Source organism: Pseudomonas fluorescens, from assembly GCF_902497995.1.
Lineage (GTDB): Bacteria > Pseudomonadota > Gammaproteobacteria > Pseudomonadales > Pseudomonadaceae > Aquipseudomonas > Aquipseudomonas fluorescens_BK.
Genome location: NZ_CABVII010000006.1, coordinates 122,886 through 148,775 on the forward strand (window position 1 = coordinate 122,886; position 25,890 = coordinate 148,775).

Sequence of the window (25,890 nt, forward strand, 5' to 3'; positions counted from 1 at the left end):
GGTTGAAGGGTTACCTTATCAAGGAATAACTGAAGCCAGTTTCAAGGTCGGCAACTTGCAACGGTTGTCCTGACTTGAAACACAAACCTCCTGCCAGCAACAGCAGGAGGTTTCCAAGGCTTTATGTCCCTGATTTGATCTTGGTCCAGGCCCGGGTCCGCGCACGTTCGGCATCGCGGGGCAGCGGTTGCAGGGTATAGAGCGTGCCCATCGCCGTTTCGGTCGGATACAGGTTCGGATTGTTGCGGATCGCCGGGTCGACCATTTCCGTGGCGTCCTTGTTCGGGTTCGGATAGCCGACGAAATCGCTGACCGGCGCGATCACTTGGGGTTGCAGCAAATAGTTGATGAAGGTGTAGGCGTCTTGCGGGTTCTTCGCGCCGTTGGGGATGGCAAGCATGTCGAACCAGATCGGTGCGCCTTCTTTCGGCAGGCGCATATCGACGATCACGCCATTCTTGGCTTCCTTGGCGCGGTTGGCGGCCTGGGAGAAACTGCCGGAGTAACCGACCGCGACGCAGATGTCGCCGTTGGCGATGTCGGCCATGTATTTGGATGAGTGAAAGTAAGTGACGTACGGGCGGATCTTCATCAGCAAGGCTTCAGCCTTCGCGTAGTCCGCCGGCTTCTTGCTATTGGGGTCCAGGCCAAGGTGTTGCAGGGCCAGCGGCAGGATCTCCGACGGCGAGTCGAGCAGGGCGACCCCGCACTGCTTGAGTTTGCTGATGTTCTCTTCCTTGAAGATCAGGTCCCAGCTGTCCACCGGGGCGTTGTCGCCCAGGGCAGCCTTGACCTTGTCCGGGTTGAAGCCGATCAGGATGGTGCCGTACATGTACGGCACGGCGTATTTATTGCCGGGGTCGTTGGTTTCGATCAGCTTCATCAGTTTGGGATCGAGGTGGTTCCAGTTCGGCAGCTTGCTGCGGTCCAGTGGCTGGAACACGCCGGCTTCGATCTGTTTGGCGAGGAACACGTTGGATGGCACCACCACGTCGTAGCCGGAGTTGCCGGTCAGCAGCTTGGCTTCCAATGCTTCGTTGGTGTCGAAGATGTCGTAGACCAGCTTGGTCTGGGCGTTCTGGGCCTTGAAATCTTCCAGCGCCTTGGGCGTGATGTAGTCGAACCAGTTGTAGACGCGCAACGTTCGCTCTTGCGCGTGAACGGCGCCACTGAGCACTGTGGCGCACAGCACTGTGGGGAAGAGCGCGGGTGCAATAAAGCGCTTGAGCCTGTTCATTGTTCTAATTCCTCATTGAGCGCTTTCAAAACCTTCGAGAACGTTCACGGCATTGATGCCGATTTCTTCGACCGCGTAACCGCCTTCCATCACGAACAGCGTCGATTTACCCAGTTTGGCGATGCGCTCACCCATGGCCAGATAGTCCGGGCTGTCGAGCTTGAACTGGGAAATAGGATCGTCCTTGAACGTGTCAACGCCCAGGGATACAACGACGATGTCGGCACCATATTTTTCGATCTCTTTGCAGGCCTGTTCCAGCGCGGCGCTCCAGCTGTCCCAATCGCTGCCCGCCGGCAAAGGGTAGTTGAAGTTGAAGCCCTCGCCCGCGCCTTCGCCCAGCTCGTCTTCATAACCGAGGAAGAAGGGAAACTCGGCTTCCGGGTGGCCGTGGATCGATGTGAACAGCACGTCGCTGCGTTCGTAGAAAATCGATTGAGTGCCATTGCCGTGGTGGTAGTCGACGTCGAGGATCGCGACTTTTTTGTGACCCTGATCGAGGAACGCTTGAGCGGCGATGGCGGCGTTGTTGAGGTAGCAATAACCGCCCATCAAATCGCTGGCCGCGTGATGTCCCGGTGGCCGGCAGAGGGCAAATGCGCTACGGGCGCCGTGCTGGATTTCTGCCTGTGCGGTCAACGCGACTTGCGCAGCGCTATACGCCGCTTGCCAAGTGCCGGCAGTGATCGGAGCGCCGGCATCGAAGCTGTAGTAACCGAGCTGGCCGTGCAGGCTGGCGGGCATGATCGGGCGCAGAGTGCGCGCCGGCCAGGTGTACGGCAGCAGATCGCCGTCGGTATTGAACTCGGTCCAGCGCGCCCACGCACCTTTGAAGAAGTCCAGGTATTCGCGACTGTGGATGCGCGCGATCGGGTCGAGGCCGAAATCCTTCGGCGCTTCCACGGAACCGAGGTTCTGGTTTTGCACGCGTTGCAGCACATGGTCTGCACGGGAAGGCATCTCGAAGCAGGGCTTGAGCTGCCCGTCTATCAATTCACAACGGCCATGGTGCAGGTGGTGATCGTCCGAGTAGATCGTCAGCATTTCTTGTTCTCCGCAGGCTGATTTGGTTGAACACAGTCTTGCGGCGGACGCCAGTTCAGAGAACGTCAGGAAAGGCCAAAAGGGGATCGATATGGCCAAAATAGTTGACCGAAATTCGCCCCTTATAATTGGCATAGGAATGCCACCGTGAGGCTTGGAATGCCGACCCTGTGGGAGCGGGCTTGCCCGCGATGGACTCAAGAGCGCCGCGTTTAATCAGTAAACACGCGTTATCGTTTGCGATCATCGCGAGCAAGCTCGCTCCCACAAGTTATCGATGTGGCCTGAACTGGCTCGGCGCCACGCCGCTCCAGCGCACAAACGCATGACGGAAGCTCGCGGTCTCGCTGAAGCCCAGCGCCTCGGCAATCTGATAGATCGGCATCTGGTCTTCACAGAGCATGAGTTTGGCCTGTTCGAAGCGCAATTCGTCGAGCAATTCCTGATAGCTGCAGCCAAGATCCTTCAGATGCCGACGCAACGTGCGCGCCGAACAATTCATCTGCTCGGCCAGCCCCTCCAGCCCCGGCGCCGCATTCAGTTGCGCACGAAGTAACTGCCGAATCCGTCCCAGCCAGGCCTGACGGCCGGTGAACTCGATGTTCTGTTTGCGGCAGCGTTCGGCCATGGCCTGATGAGTGATGACATCGGCAAGCGGCAGGGGCTGGTCGAGCCAGCGTTTGTCGAAAGCGAAGGCATTGTCCCGGGCCTCGAAGTGCAGCGGACAGTTGAAGTGTTCGGCGTAGGTGGCTTCATAGTCGGGCGCGGCATGTTCGAAGCGGGCAGCCAGCAATGGCAGCGGATGGCCGAGCAGGTCGTCGCAGATGATTTTCAACGACACCAGGCAGAACTCGGCGTTGAATACGGCCAGCGCCGGATTCTCGCGGTAGTCGGCGGCCACGAACCAGATACGCTCGCCGTCGCCCACAAGGCTCAGCTCGAAAAGTGTTCCCAATAGCGCCGGATAACGCATCGCCAGACTTAATGCGTCACCGAAGGTGGCACTGGTGAGCAGGGCATAGCCGAGCATGCCGTAGGAGGAAACGTGCATCCGCCGGCCCAGTTCCAGGCCGATATCACGCTTGAGCGCGACGGCGTTGGCGCAGACCTGCATCTCCTGGTTGGTTGTGATGCGCGTGTCTGCCCGGTTCAGATCCGCCGCGCTGATGCCGCTTCCCGCGAGCAGTGTTTCGCTGGACAGGCCTTCGGCCTTAAAGGCGTTGAGCACCAGGGAGACAGCGTTGAGGGTGGTGAGGTGGGAGTGAAGCATGGCGGCTTCCAGCCTTGGGAGGGCTGGAACGCAGCAATTTGTATGCCCAATGACGAACAACTGTAGGAGCTGGCTTGTCGGATCGCTGCACCGCAGCGATGGTCGTCAACGATAACGCTGTGAACCTGACACTCCGCGGCGTTCTCAGGTTTTTCGCGAGCAAGCTCGCTCCTACAGGGTTTTGTGGTGGGTCAGGACAGTTCGCCGCAGAGGTCGAGTTCGACCAGGCGCCGTACTTCAGCGGTGTCGAGTCCGGCACCCAGCAATCCGTGCAATTTGCCGAACGCGGCTTCACGGGTCATGCCGCCGCCCGAAAGCACACCGGCGCCACGCAAGCGGCTACCCGCCTCGTAAACGTCCAGCTCAACGCCACCTTCATGGCACTGCGTAACTGCAACCACCACCACACTGTTGTCTTGTGCTCGCAAAAGGGCGGCGAGAAACTCCGGATTGTCGCTCGGCCCCGTGCCGCTGCCGTAACACTCCAGCACCAGGCCTTGAATGCCGCTGTTCAGCACGCCATCCAGTTGCTCGGCACCGATACCGGGAACCAACGGCAGCACGCCGACTTTTGCCAGTTGCCTGTTCTGACGGTAATTCAGTTCCGTTGGCAGCGAAGTGACCTTCACACCGCCACCCTGACGCTCAAGTCGCTTGAAGGGATGACGCCCGAAACTGCGAACCTTCGCGCAACGGGTCGGGTCCAGTAGTTCGCCGTGAAAGTACAGATGAACACCCGGTGCCAAACCGTGGCCCAAAGCAATCAGTGCCCCGCTGAGGTTTTCCCAGGCATCGCTGTCGGTCACACCGGCTGGCAGCATCGAGCCGGTGAACACTACGCGGGCATGCAGCCCGAGCAACTGAAAACTCATGGCCGCAGCGCTGTAAGCCAAAGTGTCGGTGCCATGCAGGATCAGCACGCTGTCGCAGCCTTGTACATCAACCGCGTCGACCACCGCTTCACGCAGTTGCTGCCAGTACGCCGGGCTCATGTTGGCGCTGTCGATCAGCGGTGACATCTCGCGAAAGCGCCATTGCGGCACCACCAGCTCAGGCTGGCTGGCCAGGTACTCGCGCATCCGCGCTTCGAAACCGGATGCCGGGGCCAGGCCGTGGGCACTGGCTTGCATACCAATGGTGCCGCCGGTGTAAAGCACCATGACGTGCTGGGCTGCGGGATAAGTCGAGGAATTCATGAGGGTTCTCCGAGAGCGATGACAGCATACGGTCGAGCATGACGCTGACTGCACGGAGTGTCACGTTGGGCGTGGGCGGTTTTTTACCATGCGAAATCCGAACTCGTTGTCGGAGGTGACCTTGAGGGCCTCTTCGCTGGCAAGCCAGCGCCTACAAAGGTGGGGTGGCGCAAGATTTTTGACGGTCCAGCCAACCATAGGAGCTGGCTTGCCAGCGAAGACGCCAGCAAAAGCACCGCAAAATTCGCGTAAAAAAAAAGGGCCTGGGGAATAAATCCCCAAGCCCTCAAAAGGTGAGAGGTGTCTAGTCCCTCGACCTGGTGAGCGTGGCCCCTGATTAAAGGAGCCGGGCGTTTGGTCAGGCCTTCAGAGGCACCAGACGCGGAGCAATCATGTTTTCCGGACGCAGGATGTCGGCGAGCATTTCGTCGTCGAGCAAGCCTTCTTCGCGCACCAGTTCCAGCACGCCGCGGCCGCTTTCGAGGGCGATACGGGCGATGCGGGTGGCGTTTTCATAGCCGATGTACGGGTTCAGCGCGGTGACCAGGCCGATCGAGTGCTCGACCAGTTCGCGGCAGCGCTCTTCGTTGGCGGTGATGCCGACGATGCAGTGCTCGCGCAGCATGTCCATGGCGCGTTGCAGCAGGCGGATCGAGTCGAAGATCTTGAAGGCGATCAGCGGCTCCATCACGTTCAGTTGCAGCTGGCCGCCTTCGGCCGCGATGGTCAGGGCCAGGTCGTTGCCGATGATCTGGAACGCCACCTGGTTGACGGCTTCCGGGATAACCGGGTTGACCTTGCCTGGCATGATCGAGCTGCCTGGCTGACGCGCCGGCAGGTTGATCTCATTGATGCCGGTGCGTGGGCCGCTGGACAGCAGGCGCAGGTCGTTGCAGATCTTCGACAGCTTGACCGCGGTGCGCTTGAGCATGCCGGAGAACAGCACGAAGGCGCCCATGTCGGAGGTGGCTTCGATCAGGTCGGCGGCCGGAACCAGCGGTTGACCGCTGATCAGCGCCAGACGCTGAACGGCCAGGTGCTGGTAACGCGGGTCGGCGTTGATGCCGGTACCGATCGCCGTGCCGCCCAGGTTCACTTCGGTCAGCAGTTCAGGTGCCAGTGTTTTCAGGCGTGCCAGGTCTTCGCCCAATGTGGTGGCGAAGGCACGGAATTCTTGACCCAGGGTCATCGGCACGGCGTCTTGCAGCTGGGTGCGGCCCATCTTCAATACGTGGCTGAATTCCTGACCCTTGGCGGCGAACGCCTGGATCAGGCTGTCGAGGCTGGCCAGCAGCGCGTCGTGACCCAGCAGCAGACCCAGGCGGATCGCGGTCGGGTAGGCGTCGTTGGTCGACTGCGCCATGTTCACGTCGTTGTTCGGGTGCAGGTACTGGTATTCGCCCTTCTGGTGACCCATGGCCTCCAGCGCGATGTTGGCGATGACTTCGTTGGCATTCATGTTGGTCGAAGTGCCAGCGCCGCCTTGAATCATGTCCACCACGAACTCTTCGTGGAAGTCGCCGCGGATCAAACGGGCACAGGCTTCGCTGATGGCGGCGTGCTTGGCTTCGCTCAGATGACCCAGCTCGCGGTTGGCGTCAGCGGCAGCCTGTTTGACCATTGCCAGGCCGACAACCAGCTTCGGGTAATGCGAAATCGGAACGCCGGAGAGACGGAAGTTATTCACCGCTCGCAGGGTCTGGATGCCGTAATACGCTTGAGCAGGTACTTCGAGTACGCCAAGCAGGTCTTTTTCGGTGCGGAAAGATGCAGCGGAGGACATGATAGAAATCATCTCGATAAGGACCCGGTCTGTGCCGGAACACTGCAAATGCTAGGCTTGTGAACAATTTTGGGCCAATGCTGTTAAACACTGGCCTATGCATATTCGGCATAATGCCGGTGTGACGCCGCGTGTGCGGCGAGCGTGTGACCTATTTTGGTGCGTGTCCGGGAGGATGTGATGAATCTGGAAAGTAAATGGCTCGAGGACTTCAGTGCCTTGGCCGCCACCCGCAGCTTCTCCCAGGCAGCCGAACGCCGCTTCGTGACCCAGCCGGCCTTCAGTCGGCGAATTCGCAGCCTTGAAGCCGCGTTGGGACTGACGTTGGTCAACCGCTCGCGCACGCCGGTCGAGCTGACGGCGGCGGGGCAATTATTTCTGGTGACCGCGCGGACCGTGGTCGAACAGCTCGGCGAAGTGCTGCGCCATCTCCATCACCTGGAAGGCGGGCAGGGCGAGGTAATGCAGGTTGCTGCCGCTCACTCGTTGGCGCTGGGATTTTTCCCGCGGTGGATTGCGCAGCTGCGCAACGAGGGCTTGAACATTGCCACGCGGCTGGTGGCGACCAACGTGGGTGACGCGGTGCACGCCCTGCGTGAAGGAGGATGTGACCTGATGTTGGCGTTCTATGACCCGGACGCTGCAATGCAGATGGATCCGGAAATTTTCCCGTCGCTGCATCTGGGTAATACCGAAATGTTGCCGGTTTGCGCGGCCGATGCCGAGGGTAAACCGCTGTTTGATCTGGAAGGCGAGGGCAGTGTGCCGCTGCTCGCCTACAGCGCCGGTGCATTTCTGGGGCGTTCGGTGAACTTGCTGCTGCGTCAGCGCGCGCTGCGCTTTACCACCATCTACGAGACCGCCATGGCCGATAGCCTGAAAAGCATGGCGCTGGAGGGGCTGGGCATCGCCTGGGTGCCGCAGCTCAGCGTGCGCGCCGAACTGGCGCGCGGTGAGCTGGTGGTCTGCGGCGGCCCGCAATGGCATGTGCCGCTGGAGATTCGCCTGTATCGCTGCGCGCTGGTGCGCAAGGCGAATGTGCGGTTGTTGTGGCGCAAACTGGAGGGCGGGGCGGCGAGTCCGGCTTCGTGAGGCTGTTTTCGGTTAATTTCGCAAAGCAGCCCTGAACTTATGGAAACTGTTTGAGATAGTCGCGAATGTGTTGCCTGTTCTTGTCGCTGAAGCGGTAAACGTTTCCACGCGCATGAGAAAGCTCATCCGCGAGCATGATTGTGTCGCGCCACCAGCCGTCATAGATCACTTCACCGTCTTCGTGGGTCGCTCCAAGCATGTGACCTATTTCATGTGCCGGGGCGCGATAAGAGCTGATCGACGCAATTGCGCAATGGCCTTTTATTAAGGCTATGCCGCCTAACCCGCCGAGAAGTCCGCCTAACTTTTCATTGATGTTGTCTCGGGTCAGCAAGAGAATTTTGGTGAGTTTCGCTTCATCACGATCCCTGGATAAAATACCCGAATACCAGTCGTGGAGCAGGTCCCTCCAACCGACCAGCGCGGCGGAGCCATCCTCGTTCTTGTAGTTGTAGCCTGCCAGTTTCGGCGCTTCATCCTGGCGGTACATTAAAATCTTGACTTCACGCTCCGAAATGAATTCGAGTTCGGTTTTCAACCAGGCAAAATAATCGGTATATAACTTGTCTTTTTGATAGTCCTGAAGATCACTGTGAATAATGACCGGTAGGGTGATATGTTTTTTCATGTGTGTTGAACTCCCTGTTCAATTAAAATTCCCTGTCGCTTAAAAGTTAAATGTTGTTCAGGCTCTTTGCCAGTTAGAAGTTGTTTTAAGTATTTTCGAAAGGGAAGAGAGCGGGATTAATGGTTATGAAAATAGCGAAATTTACCAAACTAAGAAATCCAACTCTTCCCGGCATATCGGCATGCCAAATGGCTGACTTTATAGTCAGGAAATGTGTGTTTTCCGACCGCATGACAGATGGTCACACCGGGGGCTGTTTATCTGCCTCATTGCGGTATACTGCGCGGCCTTCGGCCGGTTCGCCCGGCCCTAATTCGTACACTCAAGCCACGCCGGATCTCCCGCGTGGCTTGTTGTTTTTTGACGCGCCTGCGGGCGCCCAGAGAGAAGAGGCACGACGATGAGCGCACTGGTTGGCGTGATCATGGGCTCCAAGTCCGATTGGTCCACCCTTAGCCACACCGCCGATATGCTGGAAAAGCTCGGCATTCCCTACGAGGTGAAAGTGGTCTCTGCCCACCGCACCCCGGACCTGCTGTTCCAGTACGCCGAAGAGGCCGAGGCGCGGGGCATCGAGGTGATTATCGCCGGTGCCGGTGGCGCGGCCCACTTGCCAGGCATGTGTGCGGCCAAGACCCACCTGCCGGTGCTGGGCGTGCCGGTGCAGTCGTCGATGCTGTCGGGCGTCGACTCGCTGCTGTCTATCGTGCAGATGCCAGCGGGCATTCCGGTCGCGACCCTGGCCATCGGCAAGGCCGGCGCGATCAACGCTGCCCTGCTCTCGGCGAGCATCCTGGGCGCCAAGCACCCGCAGTTCCACGCGGTGCTGAAAAAATTCCGCGCTGAGCAGACAGACAGCGTCCTGGAAAATCCAGACCCACGCATCGCCTGAGGTTGTTGACGATGAAGATCGGTGTAATCGGTGGCGGCCAGTTGGGTCGCATGTTGGCGCTGGCGGGCACTCCGCTGGGCATGAACTTCGCTTTCCTGGACCCGGCGCCGGATGCTTGCGCAGCCGCGTTGGGCGAACACCTGCGGGCCGATTACGGCGATCAGGATCACCTGCGTCAGCTGGCCGATGAAGTCGATCTGGTGACCTTCGAATTTGAAAGCGTCCCGGCCGAAACCGTGGCGTTCCTGTCGCAATTCGTCCCGGTCTACCCGAGCGCCGAAGCCCTGCGCATCGCGCGTGATCGCTGGTTCGAGAAGAGCATGTTCAAGGACCTGGGGATTCCAACCCCGGCGTTCGCCGATATTCAGTCGCAAGCCGACCTGGACGCTGCGGTAGCTGCCATCGGTCTGCCGGCCGTGCTGAAAACCCGCACCCTGGGTTACGACGGCAAGGGCCAGAAAGTCTTGCGCAAACCTGAAGATGTGGTCGGCACTTTCGCGGAACTGGGCAGTGTGTCCTGCCTGCTGGAAGGCTTCGTGCCGTTCACCGGTGAAGTCTCGCTGATCGCCGTGCGTGCTCGCGATGGCGAAACCCGGTTCTACCCGCTGGTGCACAACACCCACGACAGCGGGATTCTCAAGCTGTCCGTGGCCAGCACCAATCACCCGTTGCAAGCCCTGGCTGAAGACTACTCCAGCCGAGTGCTCAAGCAGCTGAATTACGTCGGCGTGATGGCGTTCGAGTTCTTTGAAGTCGACGGTGGCCTGAAGGCCAACGAAATCGCCCCGCGCGTACATAACTCCGGGCATTGGACCACCGAAGGCGCCGAGTGCAGCCAGTTCGAAAACCACCTGCGGGCCGTTGCCGGCCTGCCGCTGGGTTCGACGGCCAAGGTCGGCGAGAGCGCGATGCTCAACTTCATTGGCAAAGTGCCGGATATCGAGAAAGTCCTGGCCATCGCCGATTGCCATCTGCATCACTATGGCAAGGCGTTCAAGGTCGGTCGCAAGGTCGGTCACGCCAACCTGCGTTGCGCGGACCGCGAGACCCTGGCTGCGCAGATCCTCAAGGTCGAAGCGCTCATCGCCGAATAGTTTCATGTGGCACCGGCGGAACCATCCAGGGGCCGCCGCTCTCTCATGGCAGGATGCCAAAGTCTGACTAGGCTTTCGCTAGGTGTCCTGTCTCACCAATACTGTTGGTGAGACAGGACACAGTCAATCCAATCAGAGGGAAATGCCATGGGAATTATCGGAACCATCTTTATCGGCTTGATTGTCGGCCTGCTGGCGCGGTTCCTGAAACCGGGCGATGACAGCATGGGTTGGATCATGACCATCTTGCTCGGTGTCGGCGGTTCGCTGGCGGCCACTTATGGCGGCCAGGCCCTGGGCTTCTACCAGGCCGGCGAAGGCGCAGGCTTCCTTGGTGCGCTGGTGGGTGCCGTGATATTGCTGGTGATCTACGGCATGATCAAAAAGAACTGATTGAAGCGACAAAGCCCTCTCTGCCAAACGCGCGGGGAGGGCTAGAATGCTCGGCGTTGCACCGTCCACTCCTTTGCCGAGCACCTCCATGCGCCGTCTTTTGCTGACTTTCCTGTTATTGGGTACGGGCCTTGCCCATGCAGGCGAACTGCCTGAAACCGACTGGCTCGACCTGATGCCCAAGTCGGACCAGAAAGCCCTCGAGGCCATGCCCGATATCGACCACGACTCCCCCGAAGCCAATGGCACCTTCACCGAAAAGGGGGGCATGAAGCAGAGCAAAGGCTTGCCGGCGGTGATGTACTCGACCAACACCGTACCCGCGATGAACGACAAGAACATCCGCCTCGGCGGTTATCCGGTGCCGCTGGAGTCCGACGCCAAGGGTCACAGCACGCTGTTCTTCCTGGTGCCGTATCCGGGCGCCTGCATCCACGTGCCGCCACCGCCGCCTAACCAGTTGGTGCTGGTGCGTTATCCGAAAGGCCTGAAGCTGGATGATATCTACACGCCGCTGTGGGTGACGGGCACGCTGAAGGTCGAGAAGGTCAGCAATGACCTGGCTGACGCGGCGTATGCGCTGGATGCGGCGAAGGTGCGGGTGGTGCAGGAATCAGATTTGTAATAGCGCCAGTCAGGTTGCCACAAATCAAATGTGGGAGCGGGCTTGCTCGCGAAGAGGGCGAGTCAGTCGACATCAACGTTGCCTGACACACCGCTTTCGCGAGCAAGCCCGCTCCCACATTGGTTTTACGGTGCTAAAGGGTTTTGCTGCAGATGCTCACGCCAAGGGTATGGCTTGCGCCTGGCATCAACGTCACCACATCATCCATCACATTCGCCGTTTCAATGCACAGCATGCGCTGCCAGCCATCGTCGGCCATGTCGCTGAACGCTGCGGCGCGATCGATCCACGGGTTCCAGATCACCGCCGAACGCGAACCGCTGCTGGTCAGCTCGATGCGTCGTTCCCAGGCCGGATCGACAATGCTCAGCTTCGCCGGAGTATTCAGGTAGATGCGATCGGTCTCGCCAGCAAAATGCAAATCACCGGTCTGACTCAAGGTTTTCCAGTCGTCCAGCGTCTCGATGTAACTCAAGCCATCCAACCCTTCGACATGCACGTTGCGTACATCGCTGACCGCGAAATAGCTGTGCAACGCCTGGCTGATGGTGACTTTGCCGAAGCCCTGGTTATGGCTGGTCAAGCTGATGTGCAGCTGCTCATCCAGACGAATGCTCAGCTTCAAATCCACCTGATGCGGCCAGCCTGGAAAACCGCCTTCGGGGCAGGGCAGGAGAAATTCCACGTTCAGGCTTTCGCCTTCAGCTTCGATGCCCCCCAGTTCCCAGTCCATTGCCCGGACCAGCCCATGGGCGGTCGGCGGTTCGCTACTGAAGCGCATCGCCTGGACGCTCTGCGGGTTGCGCGAAAAATTACCGAACCACGGCCAGCACACCGGCACGCCCGCGCGGATGCTTTTGCCGGTCTTGAACACGGCCTCGTCGTTGAGCCAGATCAGCGGCGGCTCGCCGGCCAATTGGTAACTGAGGATGTGCCCCCCTTGCTGGGCCACCAGCAATTCGGCTTGCCCGTGGCGGATGCGCCAGCAGTTCAGTTCATCCAGTTTCACGGCTTCAACGTTGGGCGTTGTCATGGAACGGCTCTCGATCAGGAACAATGACTGCTATGGAGCGCAAAACGGTCGCCGCGTTTAACGGTTCCTGTTTTACGAACTCCTTGTTTAACGAGCTCTGGGCGGAACCGAGCGGGTGCGGCCGCTGCCATCGATGGCGACGAACACGAATACCGCTTCAGTCACTTTACGCCATTCGCTGGACAACGGATCGTCGCTCCAGACCTCGACCATCATCTGGATCGAGCTGCGGCCGATTTCCAGCGCCTGGGTATAGAAGGAGAGCTGAGCGCCCACCGCGACCGGCACCAGAAACGCCATGCGGTCGATCGCAACGGTCGCCACGCGCCCACCCGCGACCTTGCTGGCCATGGCAGTACCCGCCAAATCCATCTGCGCCACCAGCCAGCCGCCGAAAATATCGCCAAAGCCGTTGGTTTCGCGGGGGAGTGCGGTGATTTGCAGGGCAAGGTCGCCTTGCGGGATTGGATCTTCTTGTTCGAGCTCTATCATGCCGGGGGTGCCTCTGACCCGTAACTCTCATTGGTACTTCAAGGTGAATAGCCGTCTCAAGGAAAAACGATTCAGCCCCGAACATACTACGTTCGTCACGTTTTTCGTAAGGCGCCTAAAGGGAAACTCTGCGAAATCGCCTATGAACCCCGGCAGGCGTTTTCGCACAGCAACCCTTGCAAGCTGTCGCAAGATTGCGAGTATATCGGTCGGTAGACTCCGAGACGACCGTCTGGTTCTCATTTTGCCCGTCAAATACCCACATCTATGTGCTTTTTCGAACAATTTGCTATCGTGCCGGACCTGCACAAGCCTCCGCCAGCGTTGTTGGGGTTGCAGATCCGACTATAAGAGAAGCCCTTGCCATGACCACAGCGCCTTCGAACATCGCGCAGCCCACACCCTCCGCACGTCCGTTGACCCGCAGCGATTACAAGACATTATCGCTGTCTGCCTTGGGCGGCGCGCTGGAATTCTACGACTTCATCATCTTCGTGTTCTTCGCCACGGTGGTGGGCAAGCTGTTTTTCCCGGCCGACATGCCGGAATGGCTGCGCCTGATGCAGACGTTCGGCATTTTTGCCGCCGGTTACCTGGCGCGGCCGCTGGGCGGCATCGTCATGGCGCACTTCGGTGACCTGCTGGGTCGCAAGAAGATGTTCACACTGAGCATTTTCATGATGGCGGTACCGACCCTGATCATGGGTTTGCTGCCGACTTATGCGCAGATCGGCATGTGGGCGCCGATCCTGTTGCTGCTGATGCGGGTGATTCAGGGCGCGGCCATTGGCGGTGAAGTGCCGGGCGCCTGGGTATTCGTTTCCGAACACGTTCCCCAACGGCACATCGGTTACGCTTGCGGCACGCTGACCAGCGGTCTCACGGCGGGTATTCTGCTGGGCTCGTTGGTCGCCACGGCGATCAACAGCCTCTATACCCCGGTGGAAGTCGCGGATTATGCCTGGCGGATTCCGTTCCTGCTGGGCGGTGTGTTTGGCCTGTTCTCGGTTTATCTGCGCCGCTGGCTGCACGAGACTCCAGTGTTCGCCGAGCTGCAGCTGCGCAAGGCGCTGGCTGAAGAAGTGCCGTTGCGCGCGGTGTTGCGTGACCATCGCGGGGCGATCCTGATTTCCATGCTGCTGACCTGGCTGTTGTCCGCCGCGATCGTAGTGCTGATCCTGATGACGCCGACCGTTCTGCAGACCGTCTACCACTTCTCGCCGACCACGGCGCTGCAGGCCAATAGCCTGGCGATCGTGTTTCTGAGCTGCGGCTGCATCATTGCCGGCGCACTGTCGGATCGGTTCGGCGCAGGCCGGGTCTTCGTGTTCGGCTGTACGGCGCTATTGCTCAGCTCCTGGACCTTCTACCACAACCTGGCCGCGCATCCCGACTGGCTGTTCCCGCTGTACTCCCTGACCGGCCTGCTGGTCGGCACCATCGGCGCCGTACCCTACGTGATGGTCAAGGCCTTCCCGCCCGTGGTGCGTTTCAGTGGCCTGTCGTTTTCCTACAACGTCGCCTACGCCATCTTTGGCGGCCTGACGCCGATGATCGTCAGCCTGCTGCTCAAGGAAAGCCCGATGGGGCCGGCGTATTACGTGGCGGTGCTGTGCGGTGTGGGGATTGTGGTGGGCGGGTATCTCTGGAAAAAAGGCCGCTAAGCCGGCCCTTTGTATCGGCAGCGCTGACGCCTTCGCGAGCAAGCCCGCTCCCACATTTGACCGAGTTCTCTCAGAGGGATGCGGTCAAGTGTGGGAGCGGGCTTGCTCGCGAAGGCGTTCCGACGAAAAACGATAACGCGGTATCCCTTCAAAAAAGCCGAATGCTGGCCTTTCATCCAATTGTCATATTTCAGCCATAGAGTGTTCACACGGCCTGCTGATACTTGGCCCCGACTTAACACACCTATCTGCTAGGAGTAAGGCATGAAACTGAAGCGTTTGATGGCGGCAATGACTTTTGTCGCTGCTGGCGTTGCGACTGCCAACGCGGTTGCCGCTGTTGACCCTGCGATCCCGAGCTACACCAAGACCACTGGTGTGTCGGGCAACCTGTCCAGCGTCGGCTCCGATACCCTGGCCAACCTCATGACCCTGTGGGCTGAGAACTACAAAAAAGAATACCCGAACGTCAACATCCAGATTCAGGCTGCCGGTTCGTCTACCGCGCCACCTGCGCTGACTGAAGGCACCGCTAACCTGGGCCCGATGAGCCGCAAGATGAAGGACAACGAGCTGCAAGCCTTCGAAACCAAATACGGCTACAAGCCAACTGCGATTCCGGTTGCCGTGGACGCCTTGGCGGTGTTCGTGCACAAGGACAACCCGATCCAGCACATGACCATCGAGCAGGTCGACGCGATTTTCTCTTCGACACGTCTGTGCGGCGCTAAAGCCGACGTGAAAACCTGGGGCGACCTGGGTGTGACGGGCGACCTCGCCAATAAGCCGGTTCAACTGTTCGGTCGTAACTCGGTATCGGGCACGTACGGCTACTTCAAGGAAGAAGCCCTGTGCAAAGGCGACTTCAAGCCAAACGTTAACGAACAGCCTGGCTCGGCTTCGGTTGTGCAGTCGATCAGTTCTTCGCTGAACGGTGTCGGCTACTCGGGCATCGGCTACAAGACCGCCAGCGTGAAGACAGTGGCCCTGGCCAAGAAAGGCAGCACAGAGTTCATTGAAGACACTGAAGAAAACGCCCTGAACGGCAAGTATCCGCTGTCGCGCTTCCTCTACGTCTACGTCAACAAAGCGCCGAACAAGCCTCTGGCCCCGCTGGAAGCCGAGTTCGTGAAGCTGATTCTGTCCAAACAGGGTCAGGAAGTCGTGGTGAAAGACGGCTACATCCCGCTGCCAGCCAAGGTTGCTGCAAAAGCACTGGCTGACCTGGGTCTGCAGGAAGGTAGCAGCGTCGTAAAGAAGTAACACCTTGAGCCCGGGTTGATCCCGGGCTCCAGTGTGGGAGCGGGCTTGCTCGCGAAAGCGGTGGATCAACAACAGAGATGTTGAATGTGAAAACCTTTTCGCGAGCAAGCCCGCTCCCACACCCCCCAAATTTTCTATCCGCTGCCAGTTTCCACAGGCGGCGGATTTGTTGCGTCACTGCATTGTCATCTTTCTGTCATACAGGATCGCTAGGGTGTGCGAATGAATGATCTGGCCAATTCCCCCATGACTACAAATCCCCCCAAGCGAATTGACTTCAATACGCCTGAGTTGCAACGCAAGCGCCGTATTCGTGCGCTCAAAGATCGCCTGACCCGCTGGTACGTCCTTGTTGGCGGTCTCGCCGTCCTGGGCGCGATCACACTGATTTTCTTCTTCCTCGGCTATGTCGTCATGCCCCTGTTCCAGGGCGCCGACCTGACCGCCAAGGACGCCATCACCCCTGCCTGGATGCAAGACGCTGGCAAGCCATTGATGATCTCCCTGGAAGAACAGAACCAGGTCGCCTTGCGGGTTTCCGACAAGGGTCAGGCACTGTTCTTCGACATCGACAGTGGCGCCGAACTCAAGCGCGTCGATCTGCCGGTCCCGGCCGGTAGCCAAGTGACGAGTATCGGTGAAGACCAGCCCGGTCATCCGCTGGTCGCCGTGGGTTTTTCCAACGGCCAGGCCTTGGTGTTCCGTCACACCTATAAAGTCAGCTACCCGGACGGCAAGAAGACCCTCTCGCCTGCCATCGAGTACCCATATGGCGAAGCTCCGATTACGTTGAACGAGGCGGGCGGTGCGCTGGAGCACGTCAGCCTCAACGCCAGCGATACGACCCTGATCCTGGTCGGTTCCACCGGTTCGCATCTCAATGTCTTGTCGCTGACCAGCGAAGAAAACATGATGACCGGCGAGATCACCAGCGAGCAGAAGCGCATCGATCTGCCGCAGATGACTGAACCTGTGAAGAACATCTTCGTCGATCCGCGTCAGCAGTGGCTGTATGTGATTAACGGTCGGGCGCAAGCCGATGTGTTCAGCCTGCGCGACAAGAGCCTCAACGGTCGCTACAAGTTGCTCGAAAACGGCGAGGCCGAGATTACTGCCAGCACCCAGTTGGTGGGCGGTATCTCGCTGATCCTCGGCGACTCCAAAGGCGGTCTTGCCCAATGGTTCATGGCTCGCGACCCGGATGGCGAACTGCGTCTGAAGCAGATCCGCAGTTTCCAGATGGGCACCACGCCGATCGTTGAAATCACCGCCGAAGAACGTCGCAAAGGCTTCATCGCCCTCGACGCCTCCGGCAAGCTCGGCGTGTTCCACAGCACCGCCCACCGCACCTTGCTGGTGGACCAGGTGGTCGAAGGCCAAGGTATCTTCGGTCTGTCGCCACGGGCCAACCGCGTGATCGTGGAAGCCGGCGGCAAGATTCAACCGCTGCTGCTCGACAATCCGCACCCGGAAGTTTCCTGGAGCGCGCTGTGGAGCAAAGTCTGGTACGAGAACTACGACGAGCCGAAATACGTCTGGCAATCGACCGCGGCGAACACCGATTTCGAACCCAAGCTGAGCTTGTCGCCGCTGACCTTCGGCACCCTGAAAGCTGCGTTCTACGCCATGCTGCTGGCCGCGCCACTGGCCGTTGCCGCGGCGATCTACACCGCGTACTTCATGGCCCCGGGCATGCGCCGCAAGGTCAAGCCGGTGATCGAGCTGATGGAAGCGATGCCGACGGTGATCCTCGGTTTCTTCGCCGGTCTGTTCCTCGCACCGTATGTGGAAGGGCATTTGCCGGGGATTTTCAGCCTGCTGCTGTTGATGCCGGTCGGCATCCTGGTCGCCGGTTTCACCTTCAGTCGCCTGCCTGAATCGCTGCGCCTGCGGGTGCCGGACGGTTGGGAAAGCGCGATTCTGATTCCGGTGATCCTGTTCGTGGGCTGGCTGTCGCTGTACATGAGCCCGTACATGGAAGCCTGGTTCTTCGGCGGCGACATGCGCATGTGGATCTCCCACGACCTGGGCATCACCTACGACCAGCGCAACGCACTGGTGGTGGGCCTGGCCATGGGCTTCGCGGTGATCCCGAACATTTACTCCATCGCCGAAGACGCCGTGTTCAGTGTGCCGCGCGGCCTGACCCTGGGTTCCCTGGCCCTCGGTGCCACGCCGTGGCAGACCATGACGCGCGTGGTGATCCTCACCGCCAGCCCGGGCATCTTCTCGGCGCTGATGATCGGCATGGGCCGTGCGGTCGGTGAAACCATGATCGTGCTGATGGCTACGGGTAACACCCCGGTCATGGAAATGAACCTGTTCGAAGGCCTGCGCACCCTGGCCGCCAACGTCGCGGTGGAAATGCCGGAGTCGGAAGTCGGCGGCAGCCACTACCGCGTGCTGTTCCTCTCGGCGCTGGTGCTGCTGCTGTTCACCTTCGTCATGAACACCCTCGCGGAGCTGATTCGTCAGCGTCTGCGCAAGAAATACTCGTCGCTTTAAGAAAGGTAGAAGTCTGTGAAACAGAACTCCCTGAATGGATGGTTCAAGAGCGGCGCCCCTGGCGTCTGGATGAGCGGTGGCGCGGTGTCCATCGCGGTCATCATGACCATTGGCCTGCTCGCGGTGATTGCCGTGCGCGGTCTGGGTCACTTCTGGCCGGCGGACCTGATCCACGCCAGCTACGACGTACCGGGCCAGGCCAATCACCTGGTCATCGGCGAAGTGGTACAGAAAGAAGAAGTGCCGCGCGAGCGCTTGAAAAGTGCCGGCCTGCCGGTGCCCGATCAAGGCCCGGAGTTCATGACCCGGGAGCTGATCAAGGTCGGCAACCGTGACCTGAATGGCAGCGACTTCACCTGGATCGTCGGCGAATGGTTGACGAACCAGAAGACGCCGCCGGAGCTGATGGCAATCGAGCGTCGCGAGTGGGGCAACTTCTACGGCTACCTGGTCAACGTCAAGCAGGACGGCAAGGTCATCGCCGAAGGCGAAGCCGCGTGGCCTGAGTTGCAGACCCGTGTCGCTCGCGTCAACCAGCTCGCGGCACAACTCAAGACCCTGGAGAAGTCCGATATCGGCGCGATCAACGCCGGCCTCGAACGTATCCGCCTGCACAGTCGCAAACTGGAACTGGCCGGCCAGCTCGACGCCACCGCACAAGCGGACATGGAGTCCGAGCGCGCCGAGCTGAACGCGCGTTATCAGGACATCGAAGCGCGTCTTGCCGACCTGCACGCCCAGTTCAACCGCGACAGCCTGACGGCTCGCGATGCCAACGGCAAAGAGCTCGAAATCGGCATCGGCAAAGTGGTGCGCGCCTATCAACCGAATGCCATGGGTACCTTCACCAAGATCGGCTTCTATTTCAGCAAGGTCTGGGAATTCCTCAGCGACGACCCGCGTGAAGCGAACACCGAAGGCGGGATCTTCCCGGCGATTTTCGGCACTGTGATGATGACCCTGATCATGGCGATGATCGTGACGCCGTTTGGCGTACTGGCGGCGGTTTACTTGCGTGAATATGCCAAGCAGAACGCCTTGACCCGGATTATCCGCATCGCGGTGAACAACCTGGCGGGTGTTCCGGCCATCGTTTACGGCGTGTTCGGTCTGGGCTTCTTCGTCTATGTGCTGGGCGGCTCGGTCGACCGGTTGTTCTTCCCTGAAGCATTGCCGGCGCCGACCTTCGGTACGCCGGGTCTGCTCTGGGCGTCCCTGACCCTGGCGCTGCTGGCGGTGCCCGTGGTGATCGTGGCCACCGAAGAAGGCCTGGCGCGGATTCCCCGCACCGTGCGTGAAGGCTCGTTGGCCCTGGGCGCGACCAAGGCTGAAACCTTGTGGAAGATCGTGCTGCCGATGGCCAGCCCGGCGATGATGACCGGGATGATCCTCGCCGTGGCGCGCGCCGCCGGTGAAGTGGCGCCGTTGATGCTGGTGGGCGTGGTGAAACTGGCACCGTCGCTGCCGCTGGACGGCAACTACCCGTACTTGCACCTTGACCAGAAGATCATGCACCTGGGCTTCCATATTTATGACGTCGGCTTCCAGAGCCCGAACGTCGAAGCCGCACGGCCGCTGGTATACGCCACGGCGCTGCTGCTGGTGCTGGTGATCGCGACATTGAACCTGTCGGCCGTCTACATCCGTAACCACCTGCGCGAGAAATACAAAGCGCTGGATAGCTGATCACCGCCGCTCCCTGTAGGAGCCAGGCTTGCCGGCGAAGGCGATTTCATGGACGTCTTCGCCGGCAAGCCTGGCTCCACAGGGGCGGCGATACCGCAGGCCCATTTTTTGTGAGGCCTGCGGCCAACCGAACCGAATTTGTCAGCACAGGGAGCCTCCCATGCAGCACGAAGCACATACCCACGGCATCAACATGTCTGCCCTGGGCCGCGACAAGCAGAGCCTGAACCTCGAGCAGGAAACCGTAGCCATCGAAGTGCCGGGCCTGAGCCTGTTCTACGGCGATAAACAAGCTTTGTACGACGTCAGCATGAACATTCCGAAACAGCGCGTGACCGCCTTCATCGGCCCGTCCGGCTGCGGCAAATCCACGCTGCTGCGCACCTTCAACCGCATGAACGACCTGGTCGACGGCTGCCGCGTCGAAGGCGCCATCAACCTGTACGGCAACAACATCTACCGTAAAGGCGAAGACGTGGCCGAGTTGCGTCGTCGCGTCGGCATGGTGTTCCAGAAGCCGAACCCGTTCCCGAAGACCATCTACGAAAACGTGGTGTACGGCCTGCGCATCCAGGGCATCAACAAGAAGCGCATTCTTGACGAAGCCGTCGAGTGGGCGTTGAAAGGCGCGGCGTTGTGGGACGAAGTCAAAGACCGCCTGCACGAATCGGCACTGGGCCTGTCCGGTGGTCAGCAGCAACGTCTGGTGATCGCGCGCACCATCGCCGTGGAGCCGGAAGTGCTGCTGCTCGACGAACCGTGCTCGGCACTCGACCCGATATCCACGTTGAAAGTCGAAGAGCTGATCTACGAACTGAAATCGAAGTTCACCATTGTCATCGTGACCCACAACATGCAACAGGCCGCGCGGGTTTCCGACTACACGGCGTTCATGTACATGGGCAAACTGGTGGAATTCGGCGACACCGACACGCTGTTCACCAATCCGGCGAAGAAGCAGACCGAAGACTACATTACCGGTCGATATGGCTAGTTGAGGCAGCTATAAGCAGCAAGCTTCAAGCGGCAAGTCAGAAGCTATGCGGTTTCGAGTTCACCACAACACAGCTTGCAGCTTGTAGCTTGCAGCTCTTGGTTAAACGCTTTTGCGGAGCGAACACAATGATTTCTAAGGAAGGCCTCACACACCACATCTCTGCGCAGTTCAACGCCGAGCTCGAGGAAGTGCGCAGCCACCTCCTGGCCATGGGCGGGCTGGTGGAAAAGCAGGTCAATGACGCGGTCACCGCGCTGATCGAGGCCGACTCCGGTCTGGCCCAGCAAGTTCGCGAGATCGACGACCAGATCAACCAGATGGAACGCAACATCGACGAAGAGTGCCTGCGCATTCTGGCCCGTCGTCAGCCGGCGGCGTCGGATTTGCGCCTGATCATCAGCATCTCCAAGTCGGTGATCGACCTCGAACGCATCGGTGACGAAGCGACCAAGATCGCCCGTCGCGCCATTCAATTGTGTGAAGAGGGCGAAGCGCCGCGCGGTTACGTCGAGGTGCGCCACATCGGCGACCAGGTGCGCAACATGGTTCGCGACGCACTGGACGCCTTTGCCCGTTTCGACGCCGACCTGGCGTTGTCGGTGGCGCAGTACGACAAGATCATCGACCGCGAATACAAGACCGCCCTGCGTGAACTGGCCACCTACATGATGGAAGACCCGCGCTCTATCTCGCGGGTCTTGAGCATTATCTGGGTGCTGCGCTCGCTGGAGCGGATCGGCGACCACGCGCGCAACATCTCGGAGCTGGTGATTTACCTGGTGCGCGGCACGGACGTGCGTCACCTGGGCCTCAAGCGCATGAAAGAAGAAGTTGAAGGTACCAGTGGCGAAACCGCTAATGTTCCGGGCAAAGCTGACGATAAGTAAGATGACCCGAGAAAAGCGCCCGGCCCTTTGGCCGGGCGTTTTTGTTTGCGGTTTACCTATTTGAAAGCCGCGCCCCACGAACGAAAAGTCCCGGCGTGACTGAAATGCGCTCCCTGTAGGAGCGAGGCTTGTCGGATCGCCGCACCGCAGCGAAGGGGCCCTCAAATTCACCGCACATCTGTGCAACACCCCCATTTTGAAACATCTGCCCACTGCCGGGGTCCATTGCAACTGCTAGGCTCATCCCCCAGTTCTTACTCGACAGATTCTTGCCCATGCTCGCGCGCCTGCTGTTTTGCTGTGGTCTTTTCCTGGCCTCCACCTCGGCTGTGGCCATGACGATCTACAAGTCCAAAGACGCCAATGGCGTGGTCTCCTACAGCGACCGCCCCACGAAGGGCGCCCAGGTGTTCGTTTTTCGTGATCGCATGGTCGAGCACCTCGAGCGTCAGGTGTACCTCGATATCAAGAAGCAGAAGGGCATGGACAGCGTTTACGTGCGCAATGACCTGTATGCCCCGGTCGAAATCGAATTGAGTTTCGCCGGGTTGAACAACGTCAGCGGCGCACCGAGCCGGCCGATCCGACGGGTGATGCCGGCGCGCAGCAACATTCGTCTGGCGCTGCTCACGGCCACCCGGGCGGGAAAGCCTCTCGTGTATGCCCCAAGGTTCCAGTATTCCCTGGGCGACCCCTCGGGAGCCGCCATGGCCTATCGTTATCCGTTGCCCTGGCGTGGCGGGCCGTTTCGCTTGAGTCAGGGGGCCAATGGTCAATACAGTCACTTCGGTGCCAAGAGCCGTTACGCCATGGACATCGCCATGCCTGAAGGCACGCCGATCATTGCGGCCCGGGGCGGGGTGGTGGTGAAAACCGAGAACAGGCAGACCGGGCGCGGCACCGATCCATCGGGCAACTTCGTGCGGGTGCTGCACGATGACGGGACCATGGGCGTGTACCTGCACCTCAAGCAAGGATCGGTGAGCGTTCGCGAGGGGCAACGCGTCGGGGTGGGGAGCGCGTTGGCGCTATCGGGCAATACCGGCAACAGCAGCGGGCCGCATTTGCATTTTGTGGTGCAACGCAATACCGGGATGGGGCTGGTGTCGATTCCGTACCAGTTCAATCAGCCGGTGGGGGCGTTGCCCAACTTTGCGTTGGGCAAGCAGTGAGGTGTTGCCTGTTCTGACGCCTTCGCGGGCAAGCCTCGCTCCTACAGGGTTTTGTATCATTCATGATGATCACCTAAAACCTGTAGGAGCGAGGCTTGCCCGCGAATGGCGCGACGCGGATCCGGATCAGCGTATCAATCCAGCATCAACACCTTGGCCAACACAATCTTCGGCCCTTTCATCTTCTTGATGATGATCCGCAAACCTTCGACTTCCAGCACTTCTTCCTCTTCCGGTACCCGTTTCAGGGTTTCGTAGACCAACCCGGCAAGGGTTTCAGCTTCGATGTGGTCCAGGTCAATGCCCAGCAGGCGCTCGACCTTGAACAGCGGCGTATCGCCCCGCACCAGCAGCTTGCCCGGCTGGTACGCGAGGATCCCGCGTTCCGCCTTGCGATGTTCGTCCTGAATATCGCCCACCAGCACTTCCAGCACGTCTTCCATGGTCAGGTAGCCGATGATGTTGCCATCCGCTTCTTCGACCACGGCGAAGTGCGAGCCCCCCTTGCGGAACTGCTCCAGCAACTGCGACAACGGCATGTGGCGCGACACGCGCTCCAGTGGCCGAGTGAGTTCGGCGAGGTTGAACGATTCGGGAATGTGGTCCAGGGCCGCCAGTTCCAGCAGCAGATCCTTGATGTGCAGCAGGCCGACGAACTCCTGGCGCTCGCTGTCGTACACCGGATAACGGCTGAACTTGTGGCGACGGAACATCGCCAGGATTTCCTTGAGCGGTGCGTTGAACTCCAGTGTCACCAGGTCTTCCCGGGAGTTGGCCCAGTCGACCACTTCCAGCTCGCCCATTTCCACCGCCGACGCCAAGACGCGCATACCTTGGTCGCTCGGGTCCTGGCCACGGCTGGAGTGCAGGATCAGCTTGAGTTCTTCTCGGCTGTAATGGTGCTCATGATGCGGGCCGGGCTCACCCTGGCCGGCGATCCGCAGGATCGTGTTGGCGCTGGCGTTGAGCAGGTAAATCGCCGGGTACATGGACCAGTAGAACAGGTACAGCGGCACCGCGGTCCACAGCGACAGCAGCTCGGGTTTACGGATAGCCCAGGATTTCGGAGCCAGTTCGCCGACCACGATGTGCAGGTACGAAATGATAAAGAACGCCGTGAAGAACGATACGCCCTTGACCACTTCGGCGGACTCTACGCCCACGGCGCCCAGTACCGGCTCGAGAATGTGTGCGAACGCGGGTTCACCGACCCAGCCAAGGCCCAGGGAGGCGAGGGTGATACCCAGCTGGCAAGCCGAGAGGTAGGCATCGAGCTGACTGTGTACGGTGCGCAGAATGTGTCCGCGCCAGCCGTTCTTTTCAGCGATGGCCTCGACCCGGGTCGAGCGCAATTTGACCATGGCGAATTCCGCCGCAACGAAAAAGCCGTTGAGCAAAACCAGGATCAGAGCAAAAAGAATCATGCCGAAATCGGCGAAGAGTGTCGCGAGGGTCAAGCCAGGGGAAGGGTCCATGATGGAGTTTTGCGGGTTCCGTGTATTCGAAAAGGGGATGGATGCGGTGCCTGAAGGGCAGGCACAAGTCAGCCAATGTAGCGGCTGACCGGATGATTGACTAGTGGCGCGTGCTGGCCGGTATCAGTCGGCGGCGCTGATGCCCCGGGATTTGCTGACCTGGGCTGGCGCAAAATGGCAGGTAAAGGTGCTGCCATGGCCCGGCACACTGCTGATTTCCATCCGCGCACGGTGGCGCAGCAGCACGTGTTTGACGATTGCCAGGCCGAGCCCGGTGCCGCCAGTGTTGGAGTTGCGGCTGGAATCGACGCGGTAGAAACGTTCGGTCAGGCGTGGCAGGTGCTTGCTGTCGATGCCGATCCCGGAATCCTGCACGCTCAGGTGTGCGCCTTGCTCATCGCCCCACCAGCGAATGCGGATATTGCCTTCGGCCGGGGTGTATTTCACCGCGTTGAACACCAGATTGGAAAACGCGCTGCGCAATTCGGCTTCGCTGCCCTTGAGCAGAATGGTCGGGTCGGCTTCCAGTGTAATCCCTTGGTTTTTCTGGCCCGACAGCTGTTGAGCATCACTCTTGATCGATTGCAGCAAACCGTCGATGACCACCGGCTGGTTATCCGACGGGTAATCGGTGGCTTCCAGTTTGGCCAGCAGCAGCAAGTCGTTGAGCAAGGTCTGCATGCGCCCGCCTTGCTGCTGCATTTGCTGCAAGGCGCGGGACCAGCGCGGGTTCACTTCCTCGACATTGTCGAGCAGGGTTTCCAGGTAACCGCAGATCACCGTCAGCGGCGTGCGCAGCTCGTGGGAGACGTTGGCGATGAAGTCTTTGCGCATCTGCTCCAACTGATGGATGCGTGTTACATCACGCACCAGCATCAGGTGTTCATTGTTGCCGTAGCGGGTGATGTACAACTGAATGCGCAGGCGATCATTGATCGGCGACGGGATTTCCAATGGCTCGGCGTAGCTGTCCTGCTCGAAGTATTCCTTGAAGCGCGGATGGCGCACCAGGTTGGTCACCGGCTGGCCGCTGTCCTGGGGCGTCTTGAGACCGAGCAGGGTTTCGGCGGCGCGGTTCCACCATTCGAGGTTGCCGTCGCTGTCGAGCATGATCACCGCGTCTTTCAATGCCGCGGTGGACTCCTGGACCCGATCGATCACCGCTTGCAGGCGCCCGCGAACCCGTTGGTCGCGGCGTTGCAGGTGGTAGATGCTGTCGAACACTTCACCCCACAGGCCATAGCCGTCGGGCGGTGCTTCGTCGGGTTTGTGCAGGCGCAGCCATTCGTGCAAGCGAAGCAGCTGCTTGAGGGTCCAGGCCAGGTACAGGCCCAGGCCCGCGGCGAGGCTCCAGCCGTAGTAGCCGGATATCAGGCCGATCACCAGGCAGGCGGTGACCAGCAGCAGCATGTGGCGGATAAGGGTGCCATGCCAGTTTTGGTTCACTTGAAGCACGTCCTTG

The 25,890-nt window shown here is 59.9% G+C and carries 22 protein-coding genes; 12 read left to right on the forward strand and 10 right to left on the reverse strand.

The window, feature by feature from the left end; all coding sequences use genetic code 11:
- Positions 1 to 121: 121 nt before the first annotated feature.
- From F8N80_RS09225 to aspA, 5 genes are all read right to left on the reverse strand, one after another.
- Complete coding sequence (locus F8N80_RS09225) at positions 122 to 1,237, reverse strand: polyamine ABC transporter substrate-binding protein (RefSeq protein ID WP_150745111.1); 1,116 nt, start codon at positions 1,235 to 1,237, stop codon at positions 122 to 124.
- 12 nt (positions 1,238 to 1,249) lie between these two features.
- Positions 1,250 to 2,281, reverse strand: coding sequence for a histone deacetylase family protein (locus tag F8N80_RS09230; protein WP_150745112.1), 1,032 nt, complete (start codon positions 2,279 to 2,281; stop codon positions 1,250 to 1,252).
- A 271-nt stretch (positions 2,282 to 2,552) separates the two neighbouring features.
- Positions 2,553 to 3,551 (reverse strand): AraC family transcriptional regulator, encoded by a 999-nt coding sequence (locus F8N80_RS09240; protein ID WP_150783737.1) that lies wholly within the window; start codon positions 3,549 to 3,551, stop codon positions 2,553 to 2,555.
- Between the two features lie 191 nt (positions 3,552 to 3,742).
- Complete coding sequence (locus F8N80_RS09245; RefSeq protein ID WP_150783738.1) at positions 3,743 to 4,747, reverse strand: asparaginase; 1,005 nt, start codon at positions 4,745 to 4,747, stop codon at positions 3,743 to 3,745.
- 358 nt (positions 4,748 to 5,105) lie between these two features.
- A complete protein-coding gene (gene aspA, locus F8N80_RS09250) occupies positions 5,106 to 6,530 on the reverse strand; it encodes an aspartate ammonia-lyase (RefSeq protein ID WP_128874529.1) in 1,425 nt (474 codons plus the stop codon).
- 180 nt (positions 6,531 to 6,710) lie between these two features.
- Between aspA and F8N80_RS09255 the strand changes: the two genes are divergently transcribed.
- A complete protein-coding gene (locus F8N80_RS09255) occupies positions 6,711 to 7,622 on the forward strand; it encodes a LysR substrate-binding domain-containing protein (RefSeq protein ID WP_150745116.1) in 912 nt (303 codons plus the stop codon).
- A 37-nt stretch (positions 7,623 to 7,659) separates the two neighbouring features.
- On the opposite strand, the gene F8N80_RS09260 is transcribed toward F8N80_RS09255, so the two are convergent.
- Positions 7,660 to 8,250 (reverse strand): reprolysin-like metallopeptidase, encoded by a 591-nt coding sequence (locus tag F8N80_RS09260; RefSeq protein ID WP_150745117.1) that lies wholly within the window; start codon positions 8,248 to 8,250, stop codon positions 7,660 to 7,662.
- Positions 8,251 to 8,650: 400 nt separating this feature from the next.
- On the opposite strand from F8N80_RS09260, the gene purE reads away from it, so the two are divergent.
- The 4 genes from purE (at position 8,651) to F8N80_RS09280 (ending at position 11,254) form a co-directional block, all read left to right on the forward strand.
- The gene (purE, locus tag F8N80_RS09265; RefSeq protein WP_008150032.1) at positions 8,651 to 9,142 is read left to right on the forward strand and encodes a 5-(carboxyamino)imidazole ribonucleotide mutase; all 492 of its coding nucleotides are present in this window, start codon (positions 8,651 to 8,653) and stop codon (positions 9,140 to 9,142) included.
- 11 nt (positions 9,143 to 9,153) lie between these two features.
- Positions 9,154 to 10,236 (forward strand): 5-(carboxyamino)imidazole ribonucleotide synthase, encoded by a 1,083-nt coding sequence (locus tag F8N80_RS09270; RefSeq protein ID WP_150745118.1) that lies wholly within the window; start codon positions 9,154 to 9,156, stop codon positions 10,234 to 10,236.
- A 147-nt stretch (positions 10,237 to 10,383) separates the two neighbouring features.
- The gene (locus F8N80_RS09275) at positions 10,384 to 10,629 is read left to right on the forward strand and encodes a GlsB/YeaQ/YmgE family stress response membrane protein (protein WP_150745119.1); all 246 of its coding nucleotides are present in this window, start codon (positions 10,384 to 10,386) and stop codon (positions 10,627 to 10,629) included.
- Positions 10,630 to 10,717: 88 nt separating this feature from the next.
- Positions 10,718 to 11,254: a DUF3299 domain-containing protein gene (locus F8N80_RS09280; protein ID WP_150745120.1), complete on the forward strand. Its 537-nt coding sequence runs from the start codon at positions 10,718 to 10,720 to the stop codon at positions 11,252 to 11,254.
- 133 nt (positions 11,255 to 11,387) lie between these two features.
- Here the strand turns inward: F8N80_RS09280 and F8N80_RS09285 are convergent, their stop codons facing one another.
- Together F8N80_RS09285 and F8N80_RS09290 are read right to left on the reverse strand one after the other, a co-directional pair.
- Positions 11,388 to 12,287, reverse strand: coding sequence for a D-hexose-6-phosphate mutarotase (locus tag F8N80_RS09285; protein WP_150745121.1), 900 nt, complete (start codon positions 12,285 to 12,287; stop codon positions 11,388 to 11,390).
- A gap of 87 nt (positions 12,288 to 12,374) precedes the next feature.
- Positions 12,375 to 12,779: an acyl-CoA thioesterase gene (locus F8N80_RS09290; RefSeq protein ID WP_007896491.1), complete on the reverse strand. Its 405-nt coding sequence runs from the start codon at positions 12,777 to 12,779 to the stop codon at positions 12,375 to 12,377.
- A 365-nt stretch (positions 12,780 to 13,144) separates the two neighbouring features.
- On the opposite strand from F8N80_RS09290, the gene F8N80_RS09295 reads away from it, so the two are divergent.
- The 7 genes from F8N80_RS09295 to F8N80_RS09330 all read left to right on the forward strand — a co-directional run bounded on the left by F8N80_RS09295 (position 13,145) and on the right by F8N80_RS09330 (position 22,953).
- Positions 13,145 to 14,443 (forward strand): MFS transporter, encoded by a 1,299-nt coding sequence (locus F8N80_RS09295; protein ID WP_150745122.1) that lies wholly within the window; start codon positions 13,145 to 13,147, stop codon positions 14,441 to 14,443.
- Between the two features lie 264 nt (positions 14,444 to 14,707).
- On the forward strand, positions 14,708 to 15,706 hold the full coding sequence (locus F8N80_RS09305) for a phosphate ABC transporter substrate-binding protein PstS (protein ID WP_150745124.1): 999 nt from the start codon (positions 14,708 to 14,710) through the stop codon (positions 15,704 to 15,706).
- 222 nt (positions 15,707 to 15,928) lie between these two features.
- Entirely contained in the window at positions 15,929 to 18,211 is a 2,283-nt protein-coding gene (locus tag F8N80_RS09310) for an ABC transporter permease subunit (RefSeq protein WP_150783739.1), read from the forward strand.
- A 69-nt stretch (positions 18,212 to 18,280) separates the two neighbouring features.
- Positions 18,281 to 19,897 carry a phosphate ABC transporter permease PstA gene (gene pstA, locus F8N80_RS09315; protein ID WP_191632895.1) on the forward strand — a complete coding sequence of 539 codons (1,617 nt, stop codon included), beginning with the start codon at positions 18,281 to 18,283 and terminating at the stop codon, positions 19,895 to 19,897.
- A 160-nt stretch (positions 19,898 to 20,057) separates the two neighbouring features.
- Positions 20,058 to 20,891: a phosphate ABC transporter ATP-binding protein PstB gene (gene pstB, locus F8N80_RS09320; protein ID WP_150745127.1), complete on the forward strand. Its 834-nt coding sequence runs from the start codon at positions 20,058 to 20,060 to the stop codon at positions 20,889 to 20,891.
- A gap of 128 nt (positions 20,892 to 21,019) precedes the next feature.
- A complete protein-coding gene (gene phoU, locus F8N80_RS09325) occupies positions 21,020 to 21,781 on the forward strand; it encodes a phosphate signaling complex protein PhoU (protein WP_008150055.1) in 762 nt (253 codons plus the stop codon).
- Positions 21,782 to 22,056: 275 nt separating this feature from the next.
- Positions 22,057 to 22,953: a peptidoglycan DD-metalloendopeptidase family protein gene (locus F8N80_RS09330; protein ID WP_150783740.1), complete on the forward strand. Its 897-nt coding sequence runs from the start codon at positions 22,057 to 22,059 to the stop codon at positions 22,951 to 22,953.
- Positions 22,954 to 23,087: 134 nt separating this feature from the next.
- Here the strand turns inward: F8N80_RS09330 and F8N80_RS09335 are convergent, their stop codons facing one another.
- Entirely contained in the window at positions 23,088 to 24,428 is a 1,341-nt protein-coding gene (locus F8N80_RS09335) for a hemolysin family protein (protein WP_150745129.1), read from the reverse strand.
- Positions 24,429 to 24,551: 123 nt separating this feature from the next.
- Positions 24,552 to 25,838 (reverse strand): phosphate regulon sensor histidine kinase PhoR, encoded by a 1,287-nt coding sequence (gene phoR, locus F8N80_RS09340; protein ID WP_263596955.1) that lies wholly within the window; start codon positions 25,836 to 25,838, stop codon positions 24,552 to 24,554.
- Positions 25,839 to 25,890: the final 52 nt, after the last annotated feature.